Annotated in this window: 19 protein-coding genes and 1 pseudogene; 8 read left to right on the top strand and 12 right to left on the bottom strand. The window is 69.2% G+C overall.

Annotated elements, in window-relative coordinates:
* Position 1: 1 nt before the first annotated feature.
* Positions 2-481: pseudogene (locus EV278_RS18150) on the bottom strand (Dps family protein).
* A gap of 179 nt (positions 482-660) precedes the next feature.
* Here EV278_RS18150 and EV278_RS18145 point away from each other — a divergent pair.
* From EV278_RS18145 to nadC, 5 genes are all read left to right on the top strand, one after another.
* Positions 661-2,970: a PAS domain-containing protein gene (locus EV278_RS18145; protein ID WP_347812830.1), complete on the top strand. Its 2,310-nt coding sequence runs from the start codon at positions 661-663 to the stop codon at positions 2,968-2,970.
* A 260-nt stretch (positions 2,971-3,230) separates the two neighbouring features.
* Positions 3,231-4,304 carry a quinolinate synthase NadA gene (nadA, locus tag EV278_RS18140; protein ID WP_165916696.1) on the top strand — a complete coding sequence of 358 codons (1,074 nt, stop codon included), beginning with the start codon at positions 3,231-3,233 and terminating at the stop codon, positions 4,302-4,304.
* 138 nt (positions 4,305-4,442) lie between these two features.
* Positions 4,443-5,972, top strand: a complete 1,530-nt coding sequence (locus tag EV278_RS18135; RefSeq protein WP_132094643.1) for an L-aspartate oxidase — start codon at positions 4,443-4,445, stop codon at positions 5,970-5,972.
* Positions 5,973-6,001: 29 nt separating this feature from the next.
* Entirely contained in the window at positions 6,002-6,604 is a 603-nt protein-coding gene (locus EV278_RS18130; RefSeq protein WP_132094641.1) for a Uma2 family endonuclease, read from the top strand.
* Positions 6,605-6,719: 115 nt separating this feature from the next.
* Positions 6,720-7,520, top strand: coding sequence for a carboxylating nicotinate-nucleotide diphosphorylase (gene nadC, locus EV278_RS18125; protein ID WP_132094744.1), 801 nt, complete (start codon positions 6,720-6,722; stop codon positions 7,518-7,520).
* Between the two features lie 33 nt (positions 7,521-7,553).
* Here the strand turns inward: nadC and EV278_RS18120 are convergent, their stop codons facing one another.
* The gene (locus EV278_RS18120; protein ID WP_132094639.1) at positions 7,554-8,543 is read right to left on the bottom strand and encodes an alpha/beta hydrolase; all 990 of its coding nucleotides are present in this window, start codon (positions 8,541-8,543) and stop codon (positions 7,554-7,556) included.
* Between the two features lie 76 nt (positions 8,544-8,619).
* Positions 8,620-10,533, bottom strand: coding sequence for an NPCBM/NEW2 domain-containing protein (locus EV278_RS18115; RefSeq protein ID WP_132094637.1), 1,914 nt, complete (start codon positions 10,531-10,533; stop codon positions 8,620-8,622).
* A 587-nt stretch (positions 10,534-11,120) separates the two neighbouring features.
* Between EV278_RS18115 and EV278_RS18110 the strand changes: the two genes are divergently transcribed.
* Entirely contained in the window at positions 11,121-12,035 is a 915-nt protein-coding gene (locus EV278_RS18110) for a polysaccharide deacetylase family protein (RefSeq protein ID WP_243692255.1), read from the top strand.
* A 33-nt stretch (positions 12,036-12,068) separates the two neighbouring features.
* Here EV278_RS18110 and EV278_RS18105 read toward each other — a convergent pair whose 3' ends face one another.
* The gene (locus EV278_RS18105) at positions 12,069-13,079 is read right to left on the bottom strand and encodes an AraC family transcriptional regulator (protein WP_132094635.1); all 1,011 of its coding nucleotides are present in this window, start codon (positions 13,077-13,079) and stop codon (positions 12,069-12,071) included.
* 166 nt (positions 13,080-13,245) lie between these two features.
* Between EV278_RS18105 and EV278_RS18100 the strand changes: the two genes are divergently transcribed.
* Together EV278_RS18100 and idi are read left to right on the top strand one after the other, a co-directional pair.
* On the top strand, positions 13,246-14,061 hold the full coding sequence (locus EV278_RS18100; RefSeq protein WP_132094633.1) for a DUF2306 domain-containing protein: 816 nt from the start codon (positions 13,246-13,248) through the stop codon (positions 14,059-14,061).
* A 366-nt stretch (positions 14,062-14,427) separates the two neighbouring features.
* Positions 14,428-14,982, top strand: a complete 555-nt coding sequence (gene idi / locus EV278_RS18095; protein ID WP_132094631.1) for an isopentenyl-diphosphate Delta-isomerase — start codon at positions 14,428-14,430, stop codon at positions 14,980-14,982.
* A gap of 45 nt (positions 14,983-15,027) precedes the next feature.
* Here idi and EV278_RS18090 read toward each other — a convergent pair whose 3' ends face one another.
* The 8 genes from EV278_RS18090 to EV278_RS18050 all read right to left on the bottom strand — a co-directional run bounded on the left by EV278_RS18090 (position 15,028) and on the right by EV278_RS18050 (position 20,624).
* Complete coding sequence (locus EV278_RS18090) at positions 15,028-15,528, bottom strand: hypothetical protein (RefSeq protein WP_132094629.1); 501 nt, start codon at positions 15,526-15,528, stop codon at positions 15,028-15,030.
* A 104-nt stretch (positions 15,529-15,632) separates the two neighbouring features.
* Positions 15,633-16,178: a hypothetical protein gene (locus tag EV278_RS18085; protein ID WP_132094628.1), complete on the bottom strand. Its 546-nt coding sequence runs from the start codon at positions 16,176-16,178 to the stop codon at positions 15,633-15,635.
* Positions 16,179-16,224: 46 nt separating this feature from the next.
* A complete protein-coding gene (locus EV278_RS18080; protein WP_132094626.1) occupies positions 16,225-16,599 on the bottom strand; it encodes a hypothetical protein in 375 nt (124 codons plus the stop codon).
* 34 nt (positions 16,600-16,633) lie between these two features.
* Positions 16,634-16,828, bottom strand: a complete 195-nt coding sequence (locus EV278_RS18075; protein WP_132094624.1) for a hypothetical protein — start codon at positions 16,826-16,828, stop codon at positions 16,634-16,636.
* 22 nt (positions 16,829-16,850) lie between these two features.
* Positions 16,851-18,302 carry an NAD(P)/FAD-dependent oxidoreductase gene (locus tag EV278_RS18070; protein ID WP_132094622.1) on the bottom strand — a complete coding sequence of 484 codons (1,452 nt, stop codon included), beginning with the start codon at positions 18,300-18,302 and terminating at the stop codon, positions 16,851-16,853.
* Positions 18,299-19,762, bottom strand: coding sequence for a geranylgeranyl reductase family protein (locus EV278_RS18065; protein ID WP_132094620.1), 1,464 nt, complete (start codon positions 19,760-19,762; stop codon positions 18,299-18,301). The genes EV278_RS18070 and EV278_RS18065 overlap by 4 nt, the downstream gene beginning before the upstream one ends.
* A gap of 15 nt (positions 19,763-19,777) precedes the next feature.
* The gene (locus tag EV278_RS24090; protein WP_165916692.1) at positions 19,778-20,401 is read right to left on the bottom strand and encodes a hypothetical protein; all 624 of its coding nucleotides are present in this window, start codon (positions 20,399-20,401) and stop codon (positions 19,778-19,780) included.
* 1 nt (position 20,402) lies between these two features.
* Positions 20,403-20,624 carry a hypothetical protein gene (locus EV278_RS18050; RefSeq protein ID WP_132094614.1) on the bottom strand — a complete coding sequence of 74 codons (222 nt, stop codon included), beginning with the start codon at positions 20,622-20,624 and terminating at the stop codon, positions 20,403-20,405.
* Between the last annotated feature and the right edge of the window lies 1 nt (position 20,625).

Here is a 20,625-nt window from a genome sequence, read left to right as displayed (position 1 = left end):
ATCACTTTCCGCCGAGCGTGGAGCGGATCATCCAGGCGTGCTTCTCGTGGGCCGCCAGGCGCTGGGTGTAGAGGTCGGCCGTGGCCTCGTCGCCGGCGTCGTCGGCGGCCTTGAACGCGTCGCGCAGGGTGGCGATCACCGTCTCGTTGTCGGTCAGCAGCTCCTGGAACATGCCCTCCCACTCCTTCTCGGCGTCGCCGTCCTTGATGCTGGACAGGTTGCCAAACGCTGCGTAGCCCATCGGCGCCAGTTCGCCCAGGGCGCGGATGCGCTCGGCGATCGCGTCCAGCGCCGTTCACTGCTCGGTGTACTGGCCTTCCAGCAGCACGTGCAACGCCTGGAAGTTGGGGCCGCGCACGTTCCAGTGATAACCGTGGGTCTTCAGATACAGCGCATAGCTGTCCGCCAGAACCTTGTTCAAACCCGCCACGACGTCGGCGCGTTGTTTCGCGGTGAAGCCGGTGTTCAGGTTCGCGGCCATCGTAATCTCCCGTGTTGCGTGTCCTAGGTAAGCGTGTCCATGCTTCAGGCAAGCGGTTATGTACGAGCCCCATGAAGATTGAAGATCCCCACGCAAAAGCCGGTGGGCGCGCTTGGCCTGACACCATAATCGCGTGGCTCATCCCGGGGATCCCGCCGTCCGCCTGGCGGGCCGCCCTGGTGACGGCCGCGGCGATCCTGGCGGCGATCGGCCTGAGGCTGGCCCTGCTGGGTCTGACCGCGGGAATCGGCGCGACCCAGACCTTCTTCCCGGCCATGATCCTGGTCACCCTCTATGCCGGCTGGCGGTGGGGGCTGGCGCCGATCGCGGCGGGCGTGGTCTTCGCCAGCTGGTTGCTCGGCGGCCTGGGCGGCGAGGCCATGAACCGCAGCCAGATCGCCACCCTGGTGCTGTTCGTGATCTCGTCGCTGATCACCACCGCCGTGGCCGCGGGCCTGCGCGCCAGCATCCTGAAGCTGGCCGAGGCCCGCCGGCGGCAGTCCGAGGCCGAGTCCCGCCTGCGGGTCACCCAGACCTCGGCCGGGGTCGGCCCGTGGGAGTGGGACATCCGCAACAACGTCCTGGACCTGTCGCTGACCGCGCGCCGCAACCTGGGCCTGCCGCTCGAGGGTCCGCTCGACCTGGACCGCCTGGTCGAGGTGGTCCATCCCGACGACCGCGCCCGGGTCCAGGCCACGCTGCGCGAGGCGGTGAAGAGCGGACACTACGAGGTCGAATACCGGCTGGCCGGCCATCCCGACGGCGAGCGCTGGATCCACGGCCGCGGCGAGGTGATCCGCGACGAGGCGGGCCGCGGCGTGCGCATGCTGGGCGTCAATTTCGAGGTCACCCAGCGCCGCCGGGCCGAGGAGAGCCTGCGCGAGAGCGAGGCCCGCTTCCGCGCCCTGGCCGACAGCGCCCCGGCCCTGATGTGGATCAGCGGCGACGACGGCCTGCGGCTGTTCGTCAACGCCGCCTATGTGCAGTTCGCGGGCGTGACCTATGACGAGGCCCTGGTGCTGGACTGGCGCTCGCGCCTGCACGCCGACGACCTGCCGGCCATCCTCAAGGCCCAGATCGCCGGCGAGGCTTCTCGCAAGCCGTTCAGCCTGGAAGGCCGCTACCGCCGGGCCGACGGCCAGATGCGCTGGCTCAAGTCGTTCTCGCAGCCGCGCCTGGGGCCGGGCGGCGAATTCATCGGCTTCATCGGCATCGCCTTCGACGTCACCGAGGCCAAGGAGGCCGAGGCCAAGCTGACGGGGCTGAACGAGCTGTTGGCCGACCGCGTGCAGGAGGCCCTGGCCGAACGCGACGCCGCCCAGGCCGCCCTGACCCAGTCGCAGAAGCTGGAGGCGATCGGCCAGCTGACCGGCGGGGTCGCCCACGACTTCAACAACCTGCTGACCGTGATCATCGGCGCGCTGGACGTGCTGCAGCGCAATCCCGAGGACGACAAGCGGCGCGAGCGGATGTTGAGCGCGGCCCAGTCGGCGGCCCGGCGCGGCGAGAAGCTGACCCAGCACCTGCTGGCCTTCGCCCGCCGCCAGCCGCTGAACCCCGAGATCTGCCGCATCGACACGATGATCGCCGACAGCGAGAGCCTACTGCGCCGCGCCGTCGGGGAAGGCGTCGACCTGGTCCTGGACCTGAGGGCCGGCGGCCGCACCACCCTGACCGACTCCGGCCAGTTCGAGGCCGCCCTGCTGAACCTGGTGGTCAACGCCCGGGACGCCACCCCGCCCGGCGGCCGGATCACCGTGGCCTCCGAGGGCGTCGACCTGGCCGAGCCGGACGGCGAGCTGCCGGCCGGCCGCTATCTGCGCGTGGCGGTGCGCGACACCGGGGCGGGCATGGACGCCGAGACCCTGGAGCGGGCCTTCGAGCCCTTCTACACCACCAAGCCGGTCGGCAAGGGCACGGGCCTGGGCCTGTCGCAGGTCTACGGCTTCGTGCGCCAGAGCGGTGGCGAGGTCAGCATCGAATCCGAGCTGGGCGTCGGCACGAGCGTGGCCATGATGCTGCCGGTGCGCGAGGCCTTCTCGCCGGTCGAGGTGCTGACCGCCCAGCCGCCGGCCACCCGCGCCACCTCGCACGTGCTGCTGGTCGAGGACGACGCCGAGGTGGGCGACCTGATCGCGGCGATGATCGACGAGCTGGGCCACATGGTCAGCCGGGCCGCCACCGCCGACGAGGCCCTGGCCATCGCCCGCACCGACCCGACCGTGGCCCTTGTGATCACCGACGTGATCATGCCGGGCGGCAAGAGCGGTGTCGACCTGGCCGTGACCCTGTCGCACGAGCGGCCCGAACTGCCGATCCTGCTCAGCTCCGGCTATACCGGCCAGGAACTGGTCCGCGCCCACGACACCCCCTGGCCCCTGCTGCGCAAACCCTACGCCCTGGACGCCCTGGCCCAGGCCATGGCCGACGCCTGGGACCGCCACGTGCCGACCAAGGCGTCGAGGAAGGGCGGTAAGGCGAAGGTCTAGGCGTTCGACGGGGAGGCCCTTCGGCCCCGCCCGCTCCGGGCTCACGCTTCGTCTCCGAAAACCCCGAACACGGATTTTCACGCCCGCCCTTTGCAAGCCGCCGCGGAAGGTCTATATGTGATCCATCCCTTTTGCTCAAATTCAGCATAAGGGGCGACGCCGAGGCGGAAAGCTCTCCGTTTCCGGCGTTTTTTGAAGCCCTTGAAATGCTCAGATTGAGCATAAGTGAGGTTCACGTGGCTGACGGTTTCTCGCCCCCCATGGGCTCCTTGCCCTTCACGCCCGACGTCGAGGCCCAGACCGCGGCGATGTGGGACAAGGTCAAGCATCATGTGACCCCGCTCGAATGGCGAACCCACGCGCCGCTGATCGCCGAGATCAACCGGCTCAAGCGCGAGAAGAACGCCGTCATCCTGGCCCACAACTACATGACGCCCGAGATCTTCCACGGTGTGGGGGACTTCGTCGGCGACAGCCTGGCCTTGGCCCGCGAGGCGGCCAAGTGCGACGCGGCCGTGATCGTCCAGGCCGGCGTGCACTTCATGGCCGAGACCAGCAAGGTGCTGGCCCCCGAAAAGCGCGTGCTGATCCCCGACCTGCGGGCCGGCTGCAGCCTGGCCTCCTCGATCACCGGCGCCGACGTGCGGCTGATCAAGCAGCGCCACCCGGGCGTGCCGGTGGTCACCTATGTCAACACCACCGCCGACGTGAAGGCCGAGACCGACATCTGCTGCACCAGCGCCAACGCCGTTCAGGTGGTGGAGTGGGCCGCGCGCGAGTGGGGCGTCGACAAGGTGATCCTGATCCCCGACGAGTTCCTGGCCCGCAACGTCGCCCGCCAGACCACGGTGAAGATCATCGCCTGGGCCGGCCGCTGCGAGGTGCACGAGCGCTTCACCGCCCAGGACATCGCCGACATGCGCTTCGCCTGGCCCGAGGCCGAGATCCTGGCGCACCCCGAATGCCCGGCCGAGATCCTGGAGGCAGCCGACTTCGCCGGCTCGACCGCGGCGATGAACGACTATGTGGCGCTGCGCAAGCCCAAGCAGGTGGTGCTGATCACCGAGTGCTCGATGGCCTCCAACGTCCAGGCGGAGTCGCCGGGCACCCAGTTCATCGGCCCCTGCAACCTGTGCCCGCACATGAAGCGGATCAGCCTGCGGAACATCCACGACGCCCTGGTCCACGACCAGTACGAGGTGACGGTCGACCCCGCCGTCGCCCTGCGCGCCCGGCTGGCCGTGCAGCGGATGATCGACCTGCCGCCGCCGACGGTCCCGGCCCGCTACGACCTGGTCAAGGCCCAGCACCACGTGGACGTGGAGCTGATCTGACCCGCCGCAACGGACGCCCTCGTCCGCTGGTCGTCTTTGGCGACAGGTTCAGCATGAGGGCGACCGAGCCACAGTTGATATCCTCATGCTGAGCCTGTCGAAGCACGAGGATATCGGCCCCTGAGAGGAGCCGTCGCGTTGACCCACGACCGCATCACCTTCGACGGCCCCGTGATCCTTGGGGCGGGCCTGGCGGGACTGACTGCCGCCCTGGCCGCCGTGGAAACAGGCGGCAAGGCGCTGGTGCTGTCGCCGACCCTGCTGGCCACCGGCTGCTCCAGCGCCTGGGCCCAGGGCGGCATGGCCGCGGCCTTGTCGGACGAGGACGCCCCGGCCCTGCACGCCGCCGACACCCTCGCGGCCGGCGCGGGGCTGTGCGATCCCGCGGCGGTCGAGCTGCTGACCACCGAGGGCCCCGCCGCCGTCCGCGCCCTGGCCGCCCTGGGCGCGCCGTTCGATCGCCAAGCCGACGGCGGCTTCGTGCTGAGCCTTGAGGCCGCCCACGCCAAGGCCCGGGTCGCCCGGGTCGGCGGCGACGGAGCCGGGGCCGCGATCATGGCCGCGGTCGTCGCCGCCGTCCGCGCCGCGCCCACGATCGAGGCCCGCGAGAACGCCCGCGCCCGCCGGCTGCTCCAGGACGCTTCCGGTCGCGTGGTCGGGCTGATCGCCGAGATCGACGGCGTCCTGGTCGAGATCGTCGCGCCGGCCGTGATCCTGGCCACCGGCGGGGTCGGCGGCCTCTACGCCGTCACCACCACCCCCGCCCAGGTGCGCGGCGAGGGCCTGGGCCTGGCCGCCCTGGCCGGCGCCGAGATCGCCGATCCGGAGTTCGTGCAGTTCCACCCCACGGCCATCGACATCGGCAAGGACCCCGCGCCCCTGGCCACCGAGGCCCTGCGCGGCGAGGGCGCAATCCTGCGTGACGCACGCGGCCGCGCCTTCATGGCCGACTATCATCCCGCTCGGGAACTGGCCCCGCGCGACGTGGTGGCGCGCGCCATCCACGCCGAGCGCACGGCGGGGCGCGGGGCGTTCCTGGACGCCACGGCGGCGGTCGGCGCCCACTTCCCGCACGAATTCCCAGCCGTGTTCGCCGCCTGCATGGCCGCCGGGATCGATCCCCGCGTCCAGCCGATCCCGGTGACGCCGGCCGTGCACTACCACATGGGCGGGGTGGCCACCGACCTGGATGGCCGCACCAGCCTGGGCGGCCTGCTGGCAGCCGGCGAATGCGCCGCCACCGGCGTGCACGGCGCCAACCGCCTGGCCTCCAACAGCCTGCTGGAGGCCGCCGTGTTCGGAGCCCGGGCCGGCCGGGCGGCCAGGGGCCTGGTCCCGGGCGGCGAGCCCTTGCCCGCGACGCCCGCGCCGGATCTCCCGGACAGCGCCTTGCAGGCCCTGCGCCAGGCGATGAGCCGTGACGCCGGGGTGATCCGCGACGCTGACGGCCTGACTCGCCTGGTCGCCGTCCTGGACGCCCTGGAGGCCGCCCAAGGCGCCGCCCCGACCCTGGTCGCCGCCCAGCTGATCGCGCGCGCCGCCCTGGCCCGCCAGGAAAGCCGGGGCGGCCACTTCCGCGCCGATTTCCCCGCCACGGCCCTGCCGGAGCGGACCTTCGTCACCCTGGACGCCGCCCTCCCCGCCGGCTTGCGATACGCGGCGGAGTAGGAGTACGTTTCAGGAACGGAGATGCGATCATGAGCGCGACTTCCCTTCCGGACGACGGGTTCGCCGAGCAAGGCCTGTCGGACTTTCTCCTGACGGTCGATGATCTGGAGACCATGGTCCGGGCCGGCGTGTTCGCACGGGACGGCGATCGACGCGTCGAGCTGGTCGAGGGGAGGCTCGTGAGAATGCCGTCGGAATCGGTCCTGCATTCGCGCTATTCCGCCCGGCTCAACCGGGCCGTCGACAGGGCCATCGAACAGTTGGGGCTGGACCAACGCTTCGAGGTGCTCAACGGCGGCACGGTGAGGATTTCGGAGACCTCGGCCTTCGACCCCGATGGCGCGGTGATCGCCCGCGACGCCGAGGGTTTCTTCCTGCGCCCCGACCAGGTGTTCCTGGTCATCGAGTCGTCGCTGAGCACCCTGCGCCGCGACCTCGGCGCCAAGAGCCACGCCTACGCCGCCGCCGGCGTCCCCGAATACTGGGTCATCGACGTCAAGAGCGCGCGCTTGCATGTCTTCCGCGCGCCGGTCGACGGAGCCTGGAGCGACAGCCTGGTGTTCGGCGCCGCCGACCGGGTGTCGCCGCTGTTCGCCCCAGGCGCCGAAATCGCCCTGGAGACGGTGTTTTGACCTCACCCGTGTTCGCCCCGCAGATCAGCCTTCCGCTGTCGGAGTTGTTTTGAGCGTTTCCCTTTCCCCGACCATCGTCCCCCTGCCCGACCTCCTGGTCCGCCCCATCATCGACATGGCCCTGGCCGAGGACCTGGGCCGGGCCGGCGACATCACCGCCCAGGCCTGCATCGACGCCGACGCCCAGCTGTCGGTGGTGTGGGCCGCGCGGCAGGACGGCCGGATCGCCGGCCTGGCCTGCGCGCGCCTGGCCCTGGCCGCCCTGGATCCGACCGCGTCGTTCGAGGTGGTCACCCCAGACGGCGCCGACGCCGCGCCCGGCGCGATCCTGGCCCGGGCCGAGGGGAACGCCCGCGCCGTCCTGGCCGCCGAGCGCACGGGGTTGAACCTGCTGGGCAAGCTGTCGGGCATCGCCACCCTGACCCGGGCCTATGTCCGCCTGGTCGAGGGCACGGGGGCCACGATCGTCGATACCCGCAAGACCACGCCCGGCCTGCGCGCCCTGGAAAAGTACGCCGTGCGCTGCGGCGGCGGGATCAACCACCGCTTCGGCCTGGACGACGCCATCCTGATCAAGGACAATCACGTCGCCGCCTGCGGCGGGGTCGGCGAGGCCGTCCGCCGGGCCCGCGCCTTCGCCGGCCACCTGGTCAAGGTCGAGGTCGAGGTCGACGGGCTGGACCAGCTGGAGGACGCGCTGAAGCACGGCCCCGACGTGGTCATGCTCGACAATTTCAGCCTCGACGACCTGAAGACCGCCGTCGCCCTGGCCAAGGGCCGGGCGGTGCTGGAGGCCTCGGGCGGCGTCAACCTGACCACCGTGCGGGCCATCGCCGAGACGGGGGTGGACGTGATCAGCGTCGGCGCCCTGACCCACTCGGCCCTGACCCTGGACATCGGCCTGGACGCGGTCTGAGCGGGCGTCCGCGCGCCGGTTCGACTTGCCCCCCTAAACGAACAACTTTTCCTGACGTGCGAAGTTGACGAACAGGGGCAGCCACGGGCCATCCGGGCTGCCGGCTTGAGGGCGCGCACCGAAGCCATGACCGCCATGGGCGAACAGGTGGGTCTCGACCGTGATCTTGGCCGCGACCATGGCGTCGCGAAGCCGCACCGTATTGGCCACGGGCACGGCGTCGTCGTCTTCGGCGTGCACCAGGAAGGTCGGGGCGGCCGTCGAGGTGACGTTGAGATCGGGCGACCACTTGCGGATTTGGGCCGCCGTGGGCTGGCCGCCGAACAGGGACGGCGCCACGCCCCCATAGGCATAGGCCGGGTCAACACTTTGCACCGGATAGATCGGCGCGGTCAGCAGGGGGCGGGCGCTGAGCTGGTCCACGGCGTCGACCGGCTTGTAGAACGGCGTCGAATGCCGCGTCGCCAGCGTCGACGTCAGGAAACCGCCGGCGCTGAAGCCCATGACGCCGACCCGCTCCGGGTCAAGCTGGAAGCGCGAGGCGTTGGCGCGAATGAGGCGCATCGCCCGCTGGGCGTCGGCCGGCCCGACAGCGGCCGGATCGTCCCAGCCGTCCCTCGCCAGCCGGTAGATCAGCACGAAACAGCTGATGCCCGCCCGGTTCAGGATCTCGGCGATGTGGTAGCCCTCATGGTCGAAATAGTTCCACTCGAAGCCGCCGCCCGGAATGATCAGCATGGCCGAACCGTTGGGCTGGGCCGCCGGTAAGGCGATCATGTACGGCTTGGAGACGCCCTTCGTGCGCCGGCTGCTATAGCCCGGGCTCGTCGAAGTCTGCTCGATGACCTCGGCCATGTTGGGGTTCAAGGCCCCGGCCGGCGGATGCGGCCACAGGCCGATGACCTCGCCCGCGCCCGCCGCACCGGACTGGGCAAGCGCCTTGGTCGCCGCCCCCACGCCGATCGCCGACGCGCCGGCCAAGACCAAGGGCGATTTCACCAGATCGCGTCGTGAGAGGCTCATGGAAGCTCCTGTATTGCATTAAAAATCAGCCGCACTTGGGGGCTGGCGGTTCAACAGCGACGCCGTCGCCGCGGCCCTAGTCGCTGAGCAGGGCCGCATTGCCCCATGTGACCACGGTGGGCGCCTTGTTCTTGGCGGATTGGCCCCGCGCCACCAGCTCGACGATCTTCACGCCGGCGATGTTGGCGCTCAGGGTCTGGGCCGTCTGGCCGAAGCGGGTCGGCTTGGACGTCGCCAGCAGCTTGCCATCGCCATAGACGGAGAAGGTCACGGCGTCGTCCGCATCGAACGTCGAGTCATCGACTCCGACCTCGGCGACAAAGCGGCGGAACTGACCGTCGGCCCGAACCTCGAACCGCGAGTTGGCGAGCACGCCCAGGCCCGTCCCATAGGCTTTGCCGTCGATGCGCAAGGTCTGCCGATAGGGCGTGGCGTCGGCCTGGGCCCCGCCCCATCCGGTATAGGCCGGCGGCTCGCCGTCGTCGGTCGTGCCGCCCCAGGGATTGCGCATCCGATGGATCGTCGGATCGGGCTGGGGCATGACCACGCCGTCGACGGCCGGATTCACCCGCCCGGGCATTTCCGACAGATAGAGGCCATTGGAGAGCGTGCGCGCGCCGGCGGCGTCGAAGACCAGCGTCTGGCGCGGATCGAGATGCAGCTTGGTCTCGCCGGAGAAGGCGGGCACCGTCTCGCCGGTCCACAGGTCCTTGAGCGTCACCGGCGCCGTTCCCGCGAACTTCAGGTGGCCGGCCGTCAACGTCACCTCGGTCGGCGCCAGGCCGCGATTGAAGATCGCCACCGCCTTGTGGCCGTTGCTCAGGGTCTTGACCAGGATCTGGACGTCGTCGGTGTCGTAGGCCAGCACAGCCTGGTTGCCCGCCGGATCCTGGTCGATGGCGATGAGGTCGCTGTCGCCAAGGATGTCCATCAGCGATTGCGGCGCGTTCCTCAGGTCATAGCCGATCAGGAGCGGCGCCGACAGCATCGACCACAGCGCGAAGTGCGACTTGGCCTCGATCAGATGGTGTTCATCGAAGTCGCCGTGACCGACAAACAGCATGTCCGGATCGTTCCAGGAACCGGGATGCGCATAGAGCGCGCGGTTGGCGGCGCTGTCGAAATTGGCCAGCATCCGCGTCCAGCTGGGCGTGATGTCGTCGCTGGTCCGCGACAGGTTGCCGACATCCTTGGCCCAGGCGCGGACGTCGGCCGAGCCCCAGGCGCAGATCGAAAAGATGTAGTCGCCGTCGGGGTTCGTTCGGCGCAGGGCGTCGGCGACCTGTTGATAGAGCGCGCGGACGGCCGGGATGTCGGTGCGGCGGATTTCCTTGATGTCGATCAGCGGATCGAGCGCCCGGTATTTGCCGGACTTGACGCTCCCGTTGTCCTGGCCGAAGGCGCGGATGCCGCAGGCGTCGACCTTGATGTAGTCGAACGCCCAGTCCTTGAAGTAGAGTTCAATATCCTGATCGATGTGGCCGTACAGCCCGACCTCGCGCTCGGCGACCGTGCCCTCGGGCTGGTTCGGCGCATTGGGCACGAAAGCCTGGGAACAGTTGTTGGCGCCGATGTCCGAATAGATGCCGGCCTTCAGGCCCATGGCGTGGATACGGTCCGTGAACGGCTTGAAGCTGGTCTGTTCGGCGCCGCCGACCGCCGCGGACGGAAAGATCGAGGTGCGCACGATCATGCGGCCGTCCGTGGTCCGCCGCTTCAGCCACCAGCCGTCGTCGATATTGATGTAGCGGTAGCCCTTCGCGGCCAGGCCGCTGTCGACGATGGCCTTGGCCGAGTCCAGGACCTTGGCTTCGGTGAGGTCGGTGTGGAAGGCGTTCCACGAGTTCCACCCCATGGGGGGCTTGGCCGCCTGTCCCGTCGTCACCGCGGTCCAGTGACCGGTCGGCGCCAGCGGGTCGTCCGCGGCGTAGGCCGCCGCGCCATAACATAGCGCCAACGCCAGAAAGCCGATTACGCCAGAACGCCTCATGATTTCCCCACCATGTTTACCATTACGACTTCTTCTTCAGACCTGATCCGCCTCTCTGGACAGCAGGACCTTCACATCGGATTTCGGTCAATGTCCGACTTCGCCGGGCTTGACCCATGCTCCCTACGCACAACCGTCGTTCAGGGGGACTCTCGCCAGTCTAACTTCTCGCCCCGCCGTCATGAGCGCCGCTGAGAGGCCGATCGGCGCTGTTGATTTGTCCTACAATAGCTAGGCGCCTTTCCGTCGCAGCTTTCTGGGGGAAAATGTTTTTATATGTGAGAACGTGGCATTTTCGACACTGCGCTGGCGCTAGCGCGTCGCCGAGATAGCGCAGGCCGGCGACATGCGCCTACGGCGCCAGATCAGATCTTGGCCTCCCAGCAAGCGTAAATTTTGCAGATAAAAATCTTTTCACAAGTGACTTTCTGATGGTAGAGTTTGCAGCTATAATGCCCTCTGATGACTGCCCCCTCCTTCCCGGTGCGGTCCCGCCCGGGTCTGGAATGGGCTTGATCCTGCCCTCGGACCCGGGCGTCTTTTTTTGAAGGTGGCCAGAAGGGGCGTTGGGCGGCCGCTACCGGCCGATGTCCAACATCTTCGATCGGTTTGACTGGATCGTCGACGATGGCAAGGCGTTGAACGCCAGGGTGTCGCGTGAGCGGCGGCAAGAATCACGCCGCGTTCGACGGCAAGGGGGGATGACGATGAAAACGCTTCTGGCGCTCGCGCTGAGCTTGATCTGCGGCGTGTCGGCCGCATCGGCGACGCAATGGCCCGGAGGGGCCAAGGCGGCGGTGGTGCTGACCTATGACGACGCGCTGGACTCCCAGCTCGACCACGCCGTGCCGGTGCTGGACGAGGCTGGATTCAAGGGGACCTTCTTCCTCACCGGCCTGAAGCTGGCGGCGATCCCGCGTTGGCGCGCCGTGGGCGCGGGAGGCCACGAACTGGCCAACCATACCCTTTTCCATCCCTGCCCCGCCTCCAAATTTTCCACCGAGCCCCGCTACACGTCCGAGGCCTATACGCCGGCCGCCATGCTGAGGGAGATCGAGCAGCAGAACGTGCTTCTGACCGCGCTGGACGGCAAGCCAACCCACGGATTCGCCTCGCCGTGCGGCCAGACCCTGGCGGGCGGCGTCGACTATATCGAGACCCTCAGGGCCGCGAACCTGGTGACCTATGCGCGCGGGGTCTACACTTCGCCCGACGATCTGCGCGCCGATGTCGGCCGGATGGATCCGATGCACATCCCGTCACGCGGGTTCGACGAGGCGGTCACCGGAGCGCAGCTGATCGCGTTCGCCAAGGAGGCGCAAACCGGGGGCGGCATGGCGGTCTATCTGTTCCACGGCGTCGGCGGCGACTACCTCCAGGTGTCCGACCCCGCGCACCGCGAGCTGGTCGCCTGGCTGGCCGCCCACCGCGACGAGGTCTGGGTCACCACCCTGCAGGGCGCGCTGGACTGGGCCAAGGCGCACCCGGACGCGAAACACTAAAGCGCGCGCCGCAGGCCGATCCTCAGGCAAGCGCTATGTCTGGATCTTCGTCCCGCGCATCGTCGTGCGGTAGACCCGAGGGGTCATGCCCACCTCGTCGCGGAAGGCGCGGTTGAACGGACCGAGGGACGAGAAGCCGCACACGAACGCGATTTCGAGAATCGACCGTTGCTCGTCGGCCTGGGCGAGCAGGTCCTTGGCGCGTGCGATCCGGTGATGGTTGATCCAGCGATTGAAGTTCGCAAAGCCGAGCGCGGCGCTGATGCACTGGGATACCCGGTATTCGGGCTCTCCCAGGCGCGCGGCGACGTCGCCGATCTTGAGATCGGTCTGGCGCTCGATCGCCTCCTTGGCCAGCAATCCTCGCAAGCGCTCGGCCAATCGCCAGTCATCGGCCGTCGGAACGCGGCGTGAGGTGGTCGCAGCCCGCGTGAGCGGATGGCGGCGCCGAAACCAGACTGCGCCTACCAGCGCGCCCAGCCCCGCAAAGGCGCAGGCGCTTTTGACGAGGTCGTCTCGCACGGCCTCTTCGGGCGCCTCGCCGACGGCGCGCAGCCCCAGGACCGCAACGGCCACCAGCAGGGCGTAGGTTGCGACAAACAGCGCGCGAAACCGCTTTTCGCCGACCGCCAGGTCGCGCGCGTAGCGCTGAAACGGCTCGACGAAGGTCAGCAGCAAGGCGGCCGAGCCGCTCAGCGCATAGACGTTCTCGGCGACACGCCCGACAAGCGCCGAAGCCGGCGTCGCGGCGGACAGGGCTCCAGAGACGGCGACGGTCAAAGCCACGACGCGAGGCCACCGCGCGTCCTGCTCGGCCGGGTCGAAGAGCGCGCGGGCCGCCAGCCAGGCCCAGCCGCAGGCCCCAACGCCGATCACCGAGAAAAACAATGCAGCGCGGCCATCGAGCAGCCGCCCGAGGATGTAGCAGACGAACGACGCCGTCGCGATCGCGGCGTGAACCTGCAGCCGGCTCCACGAGCGCCAGGGGCCCAAACCCCTTCGCACCGCCGCGATGGAAGACCCCAATGTCGCCGCCGATCCCATCGCCCCTCTCCGCCAGCGGAAAATGGCGCAGGAGGCGAGGGCCTGTCCACCGCCAGATCCTTCTCGAAAGAATCTCTAGCCGATTTCCAAATCGGCGAGACCTCTGTCCGCGCCGAACACATCCCTGCCGACGACCTCGGTGTCGAGGGTCTCGTCAGGAGCTTTCATGTCTATCCCATCTCCACGCTCGCTTCCGTTGGATACGGGCGCCGCCCTGGCCTGGACGGGCCGGCTCTGGTTCATCGTCGCCTTGGTGGGCCAGACGGCCTTCATCGGCTTCATTCTCGCCTTCTACGGCGTGCGAACCGCGACCGGAGACTTCGCCGGCTGGAACGACAAGCCTCTGATCGACGGCTACATCCCCGGCGACAGGGCCGGCAACATCGTGTTCGCCGCCCATGTCCTGCTGGCCGCCGTCGTGACTGTCTGCGGGCTGATGCAATTGATCCCCGGCCTCCGCCGCCGCTGGGCGCGGCTGCATCGCTGGACCGGCCGCGTCTTCCTCGCCATGGCGATCTTCATGGCGCTGAGCGGGATCTGGTTGTCCGTCGTTCGGGAAACCCGGCTGTCGGAGATCTCGGCCGTCGCGATCCTCGTCAACGCGATGCTGATCCTGATCTTCGCCAGCCTGGCCTGGCGGCACGCGGTCAAGCGGCGGTTCGAGCGTCATCGGATCTGGGCCATGCGCGCCTTCATGGTCGTCAGCGGCGTCTGGTTCCTCAGGATCGGGCTGATGGGCTGGGTCGTCGTCAACCGCGCCCCCGTGGGGATGACCGACGACATGTCGGGACCAGCCGACATCGTCCTGACCTTTGGCAGTTATCTGATCCCTTTGGCGATCCTGGAGCTCTACGTCGCGGCCGGGAAAGGCGCCAACAGCGTCCTGAAGGCGTCGGCGGCCGCCCTGGTGCTCGCCGCCGCGGCCTTCACCGCGATCGGCGTCTTCGGAACGGTGACCTTGATGTGGGCCCCGTACCTCTAATGGGGAGCACTGCGCCCGCTCCGGTCGCCTGCGCGTTGGAGCGGTGTCTTTCTGGTGGGCCTGGGCGGGCGGCTTGAGTTCTGATCGGTTTCGGAACATGTTCCCGAACGCTTGGGTTGCAGCGGCTCCCGGCGCGGGTGCGTTCGACTTCAGCGCCAGTCGGAGCAAGGGTATGGCGGAAGGGCAGACCTGGGCGGAACCGATGGCGAGGCCTTGCGACGACATTTCGGAAGCAAGGGTTCCAATTCGGGAGCTTGAGGATCTTCCCGACAAGCGCTCCGGCAGGGCTTCGCGGATGGATCAAGACGGCGGAGTCCTTGCGGTAGACCAGGCGGCCGGCCGGTCAGCTCTCGGGAGTCCTGCGTAGTGGAAGACGAACAGGTCATCCTGGTGGATGAAGCCGATCGCGCGCTTGGATCGGCGGAGAAGCTGCTCGCGCACCGTCTCGGCAGCCTGCATCGCGCCGTGTCCGTGCTGGTCGTGGATCGCGAAGGGCGATGGCTTCTGCAACAGCGCGCCGCCGACAAGTATCACTCCGGCACGCTCTGGAGTAACGCCTGCTGCGGCCATCCCCGGCCGGGCGAGACGGCCGCCGCCGCCGCGGCTCGCCGCCTGTGGGAGGAGATGGGTATCCAGTGCCCTCTCAACCTGTTGTCGCAGGTTCGATATACGGCGGATGTCTGCGCCGGCCTGACCGAGAACGAGATCGCCCACGTCTTCCTGGGCCGTCATGAAGGCGATCCCGTCGCGAATCCCGACGAAGCCATGGGCTGGGCTTGGCGGGATCCGGCCTGGATCGCCGAGGACATGCTTCAGCGCCCCCTCAACTATACGCCCTGGTTCAGAATCTACTTCGAGCGGTTGCGTCATGCGGCGCAACCGCTCGGCGGGTCCGTCGCCGATTTGGCCCCACCCAGCTGACCGCAAGGTCGCCGAGCCAGAGACAAGGGTCGTCGCGGTCCGGCCTCAACAACAGCTTCCCACGCCGGGACGGCAGCACTCGCAGCCGCAGCAGTCCGGCGCGCAGCATGACGGCTCGCAGCAGCTCTCGCAGACGTATCCGGAGCCACATCCACAGCCCTCATGGGCGCCGTGGCCATAGGCGCCGCTGAAGCCGCCGAGAATCTTCACGCCGTTGACCAGCGCCGCGTTCAGGAGGTCCACGCCGAGCCGGACCGTGGTTCCGATGCTCTCGGTCAAGCCGCCCGCGGAGTCGCCGGGACCGCCGCCGCCTGGCCCCGAACCCGGTCCCTGGCCCGACGCGGGGCCGCTCGGAAAGGCCGGCGCCATGCCGACTCCAAGCGGCACGGCCCAGGTGAGGCCCTCGCCCGGGAAAAAGCCCGCGCCGGCGGGCGCGTCCGCCCCCGTCCCGGCGGCCTGCGCTCGCCGGCGCTGGGCGTACTTGTCGAACTCCGCCTGCGCCTTGTTCGGGCCGGCGGCCGTCGTGGACTTGGCGTCGCTCGCCATGGCTGGTTCTCCTTGGGTCTAGGGCATCGCGCGGAAAAGTGGATGCCGGTTTTCCGCAAAAGCGATGCGAAAACAAAAGACTAGAGCAAATCGGGCGATTTGCTCTAGCAGCTGAACACTTCGCACCAGCGCGCCCTGACGGTCGCGTTGACGGCAAACAGCAGGATGGTGGCGCCGGGCTTGGTGGTGACGACGTTCTCCTTGACCTGGTAGTGGGTCCCCGGCGGGTCGATCTTCTCCCAAAGCATCACCGTCCCCTCGGTGTCGCGGACCATGATGGCCACGGCCGACTGAGCGGTCGGGGTGATCGGGGCGTATTCCAGCGAGATATGCACGCAGCACCCGCCGCCGACGAACGCCGTGGCCGGGGCGACCGCATTGGGAGCGTCCGCCGCCGCGGCGCTGGCGCCGGCCGCCTGGGCGAGGTGGGCGGCGGCGAGGCTTCCCGCGACGTTGCCGCCGACAACGGCCTTGGCCTGGGCCGTGTAGGTGACTTCCTTAGCTTCCTTGCGGCACTGCCGGCAGCCGCAGCGGCACTCCGCGGAATCGCAGCCGCACGACTTGCAGGTCCCCGGGCCATGCCCGTGTCCGTGAAACGCGAACGGCAGCACTCGTGGGCCGGCTGACTTGGCGTACTGGGCTGAACTCATGACGTGTCTCCATTCGCGCCCGCGCGCGGGCCTGTCGGGGAAGGTTTCAGCAGCAGACGAGCTCGCACCATCTGAGGCGGGCGAGCACATTGTTCACCGCCACGGTGACCTTGGTTCCCGGGGCGGCGCTCAGGACGGCCTGGCGCACGGTGTAGCCCTCGGCCGGCGCATCATCGCTCCAGGTGGCGCTGGAGCCGCCGGCGGCCGTGGTGATCTTCACCGTGGGCGAAACCGCTCCGGCGTCCACCAGGTATTCGAGAGACAGGAAGACCGGCCGCGCGCCGCCGACCAGGCCGTCCTTGGAGGGCGTGGCCGTGTCGACGTCGATCTCCCGGGCCAGCAGCATGGCCGGACTGACGGGGTGATGGTGGTGGCCGGGCGGCTGATCGTCGCCGCAGGGACTCCAGTATCCGGTGTACATAACGACCTCCTTGGCGGGGTTGGGAACGGGGCGTTCAGGGTCCGGGCGGGGCGGGCGGCGGCGGGGCGGTGACGTCGCGCACGACCTTCAGGGTGTCGTTGGCTATCCCCAGGCCCGCACTGAGGAAGCTTGCGTACATGTCCGACACCTTGGTCGTGACATCGGCGCTGATCAGGCCGTCGGCGGTGTCGTGAATGAGGTTTCGGACGGAATCGAAGAGCGAAGACATGGCGTGGGCCTTTCCTGCGATTTCAGGTCTCTAGCGATGACGCCCTGGGCGTCGAAAAGCGTCGGTCGGCGAGGGTGATGGTCTTGGTGAGGACTTCGAGCGCCCAGCCGAGCGAGGCGACCGGCTTGCGCGCCAGTCCGGCGCCGCTCCGGACGGCGGCGGCGGCGGCCTTGGCCGCCAGGTTCACCGCGCCGGCCGCCGCGCTGGACCTGCTCCTGCTGTTCTCGCGCAGCAGGGTCGCCCAGGTCGCGCGATCCTTCGGGGCCGCCTGGTAGAGGGCCTGCGCGTTCAGCCAGCTCGACTGGGAGATCACGCCGCTGAACACGCCGCTGGCGAAGTCGCCGAAGCGCGGATCCGCCTCGCCCAGCGTCCCGATCTGCTGAAGCAGGAACAGCGCCAGGTCCTTCAGGCCCGGATTCTTGGCCAGCGACATGAAGATCTCGGAGGCGCGCCAGTCGTCCTCGCTGTGCGCGCTCCATAGCGCCTCGTAGCGCGCGAGCCGGGCGCGCGAAAAATCGCCGGCGTCCAGGGCCAGACGACAGGCGTCGGCGGCGTAGAAGGCGCTCTCGATGGCGGTGTGGATACCCCCGCGATTGAGGGGGTCGGCCTGGCAGGCCGCATCACCGATCAGCACCACCCCGTCGGCGACCATGGCCTCGGGCCTGAAATGGGGCGCGATGCCGCCGGAGAAGGGCCCGATCCGCCGGGCGCCCTCCAGCGTCGCCTTCAGGTCCGTGTCGACGAACTGCCGCAGCGCCGGGCCCAGGTTGTCGGCCGGCGGGAACCTGGGATCGACCGCGCAGCCCACCCCGACACAGGCGTTCTGATGTTCGTCGATGAACATCCAGCCGTAGCTCGGAAAGAGATCACGGTTGAAATAGACGCGGATGCCCGCCTCGCATCGCACCCCGGCGTAGGTCGTCCGGACCGACAGTCCCAGCACCCCGTCCTTCAGGTTGTTGCCGATCGCGCGGGAGACGGCGGAGCTGGGCCCGTCGGCGCCGATGACGATGCGCGCGCGGTGCTCGACGGCCTTGCCGCCGGCGTCGGCGAAGACGCGGACGCCGCCGCCGTCCCACGCCAACCCACGGACCATTGTCCCACCTTCGAAACGGGCGCCGGACCCCGTCGCGTGGGCCTGCAGGATCTCGTTGAACCGGCGCCGCAGCACCAGGAGGGCGAAGTCCGGATAGGCGGTGTCGTCGGGGAAGCGGCCGGTCAGCAGATGGTCGCCGTCAAGGTAGAGATCGCAGGCCTTGATGCAGCCGCGGGCCTCGGCCAGCACCTCGGGCGCGCAACCCAGCCGGTCGAGCCAGTAGACCCCCTGGGGCATCAGCCCGTCGCAGCGGACGGTGTCGCGCGGCGGGGCTGACTTGTCGAGCAGCAGAACGTTGACGCCCTGGCGCGCCAGCAGGCTCGCCGCGGCCGATCCCCCCGCCCCGGCCCCGACGACGATGACGTCGTGCACGGTCATGGCGGTCCGGCTCCCGCGAGACGCCGCCCGTCCAGGCGGTTCTGCGCCAGCCAGACGGCCTTGGACGCCATGTCCAGGCTCCAGTCCATGTTGGCGATCGGGTCCCGGGCCATCCTGGCGGCGGTGCGGGCGGCGGCGGCCATGTATCCGGCGGCGAGATTGACGCTCCCCGCCGCGACGCCGCCGCCCACCTCCCTGCCGCTCGCCTGCAAAAGCTCAAGCCAGGCGGCGGGGCGCTTGGGAAAGGCCTGGTAGAGGGCGCGGGGCGCGAGCCAGGCGTCCTGCGAGAAGATCCCGGCGAATATGCCGCCGGCGAAATCGCGGAAGCCGTCGTCCGACATGGTCAGCCGGCCCATCTGCCGCAGCACGAACAGGCTGAAGTCGCAAAGGGCCGGATTCTTGGCGATCGACATGAACAGCTCGGCGGTGCGCCAGTCGGCCTCCCACTCGCGGCTCCAGAGGTCGGCGTAGCGCCGCATGGCGGCGGCCGAGAAATCGCCGTCGGCCAGGGCCGCGCCGCAGGCCTCGGCCGCGCACCAGGCGCTCTCCATCGCCTTGTGGATGCCCCCGCCGTTCAGCGGATCGGCCTGGTTGGCGGCGTCGCCGATCAGCATCACCCGTTCGGCGGAGATGGACTTCGGTCGAAAGAAACCCGATGAGCCTCCGGAGAACGGACCGCACTGGGTCGCGCCGGCCAGGAGGTCGGCGAGATCCTCGTCGATAAAGCGGCGGAAGCTGGCGCCCAGCTTGTGGCGCACGGGGAAGCGCCGGTCCTGCAGGAGCCCCAGGCCGATATTGGCGAAGCCCTCGTCGTCGACGAACACCCAGCCATAGCCGGGGAAGTATTCCCGGTGGAAATAGACCTTCATCTGGGCGCCGTCGCAGCGGGCGTCGCGGAAATAGGCCCTGAGCGACACCGCCATCACCCCGGCCTTCAGGGTGTTGCCGATCGCGCGGGAGACGGCGGAGCTGACGCCGTCGGCGCCGATGACGATCCGGCCTCGATATTCGACGGGCTCGCCGCCGCGCTGGGCAATCACGGTGGCGTGCTCGGCGCCGACCTCGACGTCCCTGACCAGCACCTCGTCCTGGAACGCCGCACCGCAAGCGATGGCGTGCTCCAGCAGGATGTTGTCGAGCCTGCGACGGTCCAGGAGAATGGCGAAGTCGGGATAGAGGGTGTCGGCGGGATAGCCGCCGGTCAGCACCTTCTCGCCGTTGATGACGACGTCGGCGGTCTTGATGCAGCCCTTGGTGTGGGCGAGCACCGCCTCGGCGCAGCCCAGCCGCTCAAGCCAGTAGACCGCCTGCGGGGTGAGCCCGTCGCCGCAGACCTTGTCGCGGGGAAAGGTCGACTTGTCGAGCACCAGCACCTTGGCGCCCTCGCGCGCGAGGAAGGTCGCGGCGCTCGATCCGCCGGGCCCAGCCCCCACCACGATGACGTCATAGAGCGTGCTCATCTCACGCGGCTCACCTCACGGCGGGGTCACCACCAGGACGACGGGGATGAAGAGGTCCTTGTCCGAACGAACCACGACGACGCCTCGGTAGACGTCGGGCGGGACCGTCTCGGGCACGACGCCCTTCAGGACGAACTTTTCGAAATCGACTGGCGCAATGGTCTTTTGCGCGGGCTTGACGGCGAAGGCCGCGGCGTCGATCGCCGCCTGGCGGGTGTCTCCGGCGAAGCCCTGCACCCGGAATTCGACCTTCCTGACCTCGGTCATGGAGTCGTTGTTGATTGAGAAGGAGATGCTCACCTCGCCGCCGGGCGTCAGCGGCAGGCGGTTGGCCAGGCCATAGGCCGTCTCGGCCTCGCCAGGCTCGACCGGTTCCTCCGGCGCGGCGCCGGCGGCCGCGGGCTGCGGCTGGCCCGCGGCGTCCAGGCCCTCGCGGATCTTCTGCTGCGCGGCCACGCTCACGCGATTGAGGATGGTCGCCCCCAGGCTGACGCCCGCCTCGGCGAGGTCGAGCCCCTTGGCCAGGATGACCCCCATCTGGTCCAGCCGTTCGCGGAGCTCCGCCCCCGGGGCCGGTCCAGGCGGGGGCTTGCCCCCAACTTCAGCCGCGGCGTCGCCGGAAGAGGTGTCGACCGCCATCTCAGCAGCCTCCGCAACGATGGATCGGCGGCGCGTAGCAGCAGCGATCGTGACGCCGGACCGGCTGGCAGCCGCAACCGCAGCCCTCATGTGGTTCCCGGAAGGGCGCGCCGACCACCGTGCGGGCCAGCGAGCCCAGCGCCAGGACGGCGAGGCCGCCGGTCTCCACCAGGGCGGCGAGGTTCTCGCCCAGCGTGATCAGGCGCGAGGGGTGATGGCCCATC

The sequence above is a fragment of the Caulobacter sp. BK020 genome, assembly GCF_004342605.1.
Taxonomy (GTDB): domain Bacteria; phylum Pseudomonadota; class Alphaproteobacteria; order Caulobacterales; family Caulobacteraceae; genus Caulobacter.
Note: the sequence above shows the minus strand (reverse complement) of the source record. Positions and strands in the feature narration are given on the sequence as shown.

Excerpts from the sequence above, each read along its gene's own strand:
- nadA (WP_165916696.1), top strand. The coding sequence starts at position 3,231 with ATGGGCTCCTTGCCCTTCACGCCCGACGTCGAGGCCCAGACCGCGGCG.
- EV278_RS18130 (WP_132094641.1), top strand. The coding sequence starts at position 6,002 with ATGAGCGCGACTTCCCTTCCGGACGACGGGTTCGCCGAGCAAGGCCTG.
- nadC (WP_132094744.1), top strand. The coding sequence starts at position 6,720 with ATGGCCCTGGCCGAGGACCTGGGCCGGGCCGGCGACATCACCGCCCAG.
- EV278_RS18120 (WP_132094639.1), bottom strand. The coding sequence starts at position 8,543 with ATGAGCCTCTCACGACGCGATCTGGTGAAATCGCCCTTGGTCTTGGCC.
- EV278_RS18115 (WP_132094637.1), bottom strand. The coding sequence starts at position 10,533 with ATGAGGCGTTCTGGCGTAATCGGCTTTCTGGCGTTGGCGCTATGTTAT.
- EV278_RS18110 (WP_243692255.1), top strand. The coding sequence starts at position 11,121 with ATGTCCAACATCTTCGATCGGTTTGACTGGATCGTCGACGATGGCAAG.
- EV278_RS18105 (WP_132094635.1), bottom strand. The coding sequence starts at position 13,079 with ATGGGATCGGCGGCGACATTGGGGTCTTCCATCGCGGCGGTGCGAAGG.
- EV278_RS18100 (WP_132094633.1), top strand. The coding sequence starts at position 13,246 with ATGTCTATCCCATCTCCACGCTCGCTTCCGTTGGATACGGGCGCCGCC.
- EV278_RS18090 (WP_132094629.1), bottom strand. The coding sequence starts at position 15,528 with ATGGCGAGCGACGCCAAGTCCACGACGGCCGCCGGCCCGAACAAGGCG.
- EV278_RS18085 (WP_132094628.1), bottom strand. The coding sequence starts at position 16,178 with ATGAGTTCAGCCCAGTACGCCAAGTCAGCCGGCCCACGAGTGCTGCCG.
- EV278_RS18080 (WP_132094626.1), bottom strand. The coding sequence starts at position 16,599 with ATGTACACCGGATACTGGAGTCCCTGCGGCGACGATCAGCCGCCCGGC.
- EV278_RS18075 (WP_132094624.1), bottom strand. The coding sequence starts at position 16,828 with ATGTCTTCGCTCTTCGATTCCGTCCGAAACCTCATTCACGACACCGCC.
- EV278_RS18070 (WP_132094622.1), bottom strand. The coding sequence starts at position 18,302 with ATGACCGTGCACGACGTCATCGTCGTCGGGGCCGGGGCGGGGGGATCG.
- EV278_RS18065 (WP_132094620.1), bottom strand. The coding sequence starts at position 19,762 with ATGAGCACGCTCTATGACGTCATCGTGGTGGGGGCTGGGCCCGGCGGA.
- EV278_RS24090 (WP_165916692.1), bottom strand. The coding sequence starts at position 20,401 with ATGGCGGTCGACACCTCTTCCGGCGACGCCGCGGCTGAAGTTGGGGGC.
- EV278_RS18050 (WP_132094614.1), bottom strand. The coding sequence starts at position 20,624 with ATGGGCCATCACCCCTCGCGCCTGATCACGCTGGGCGAGAACCTCGCC.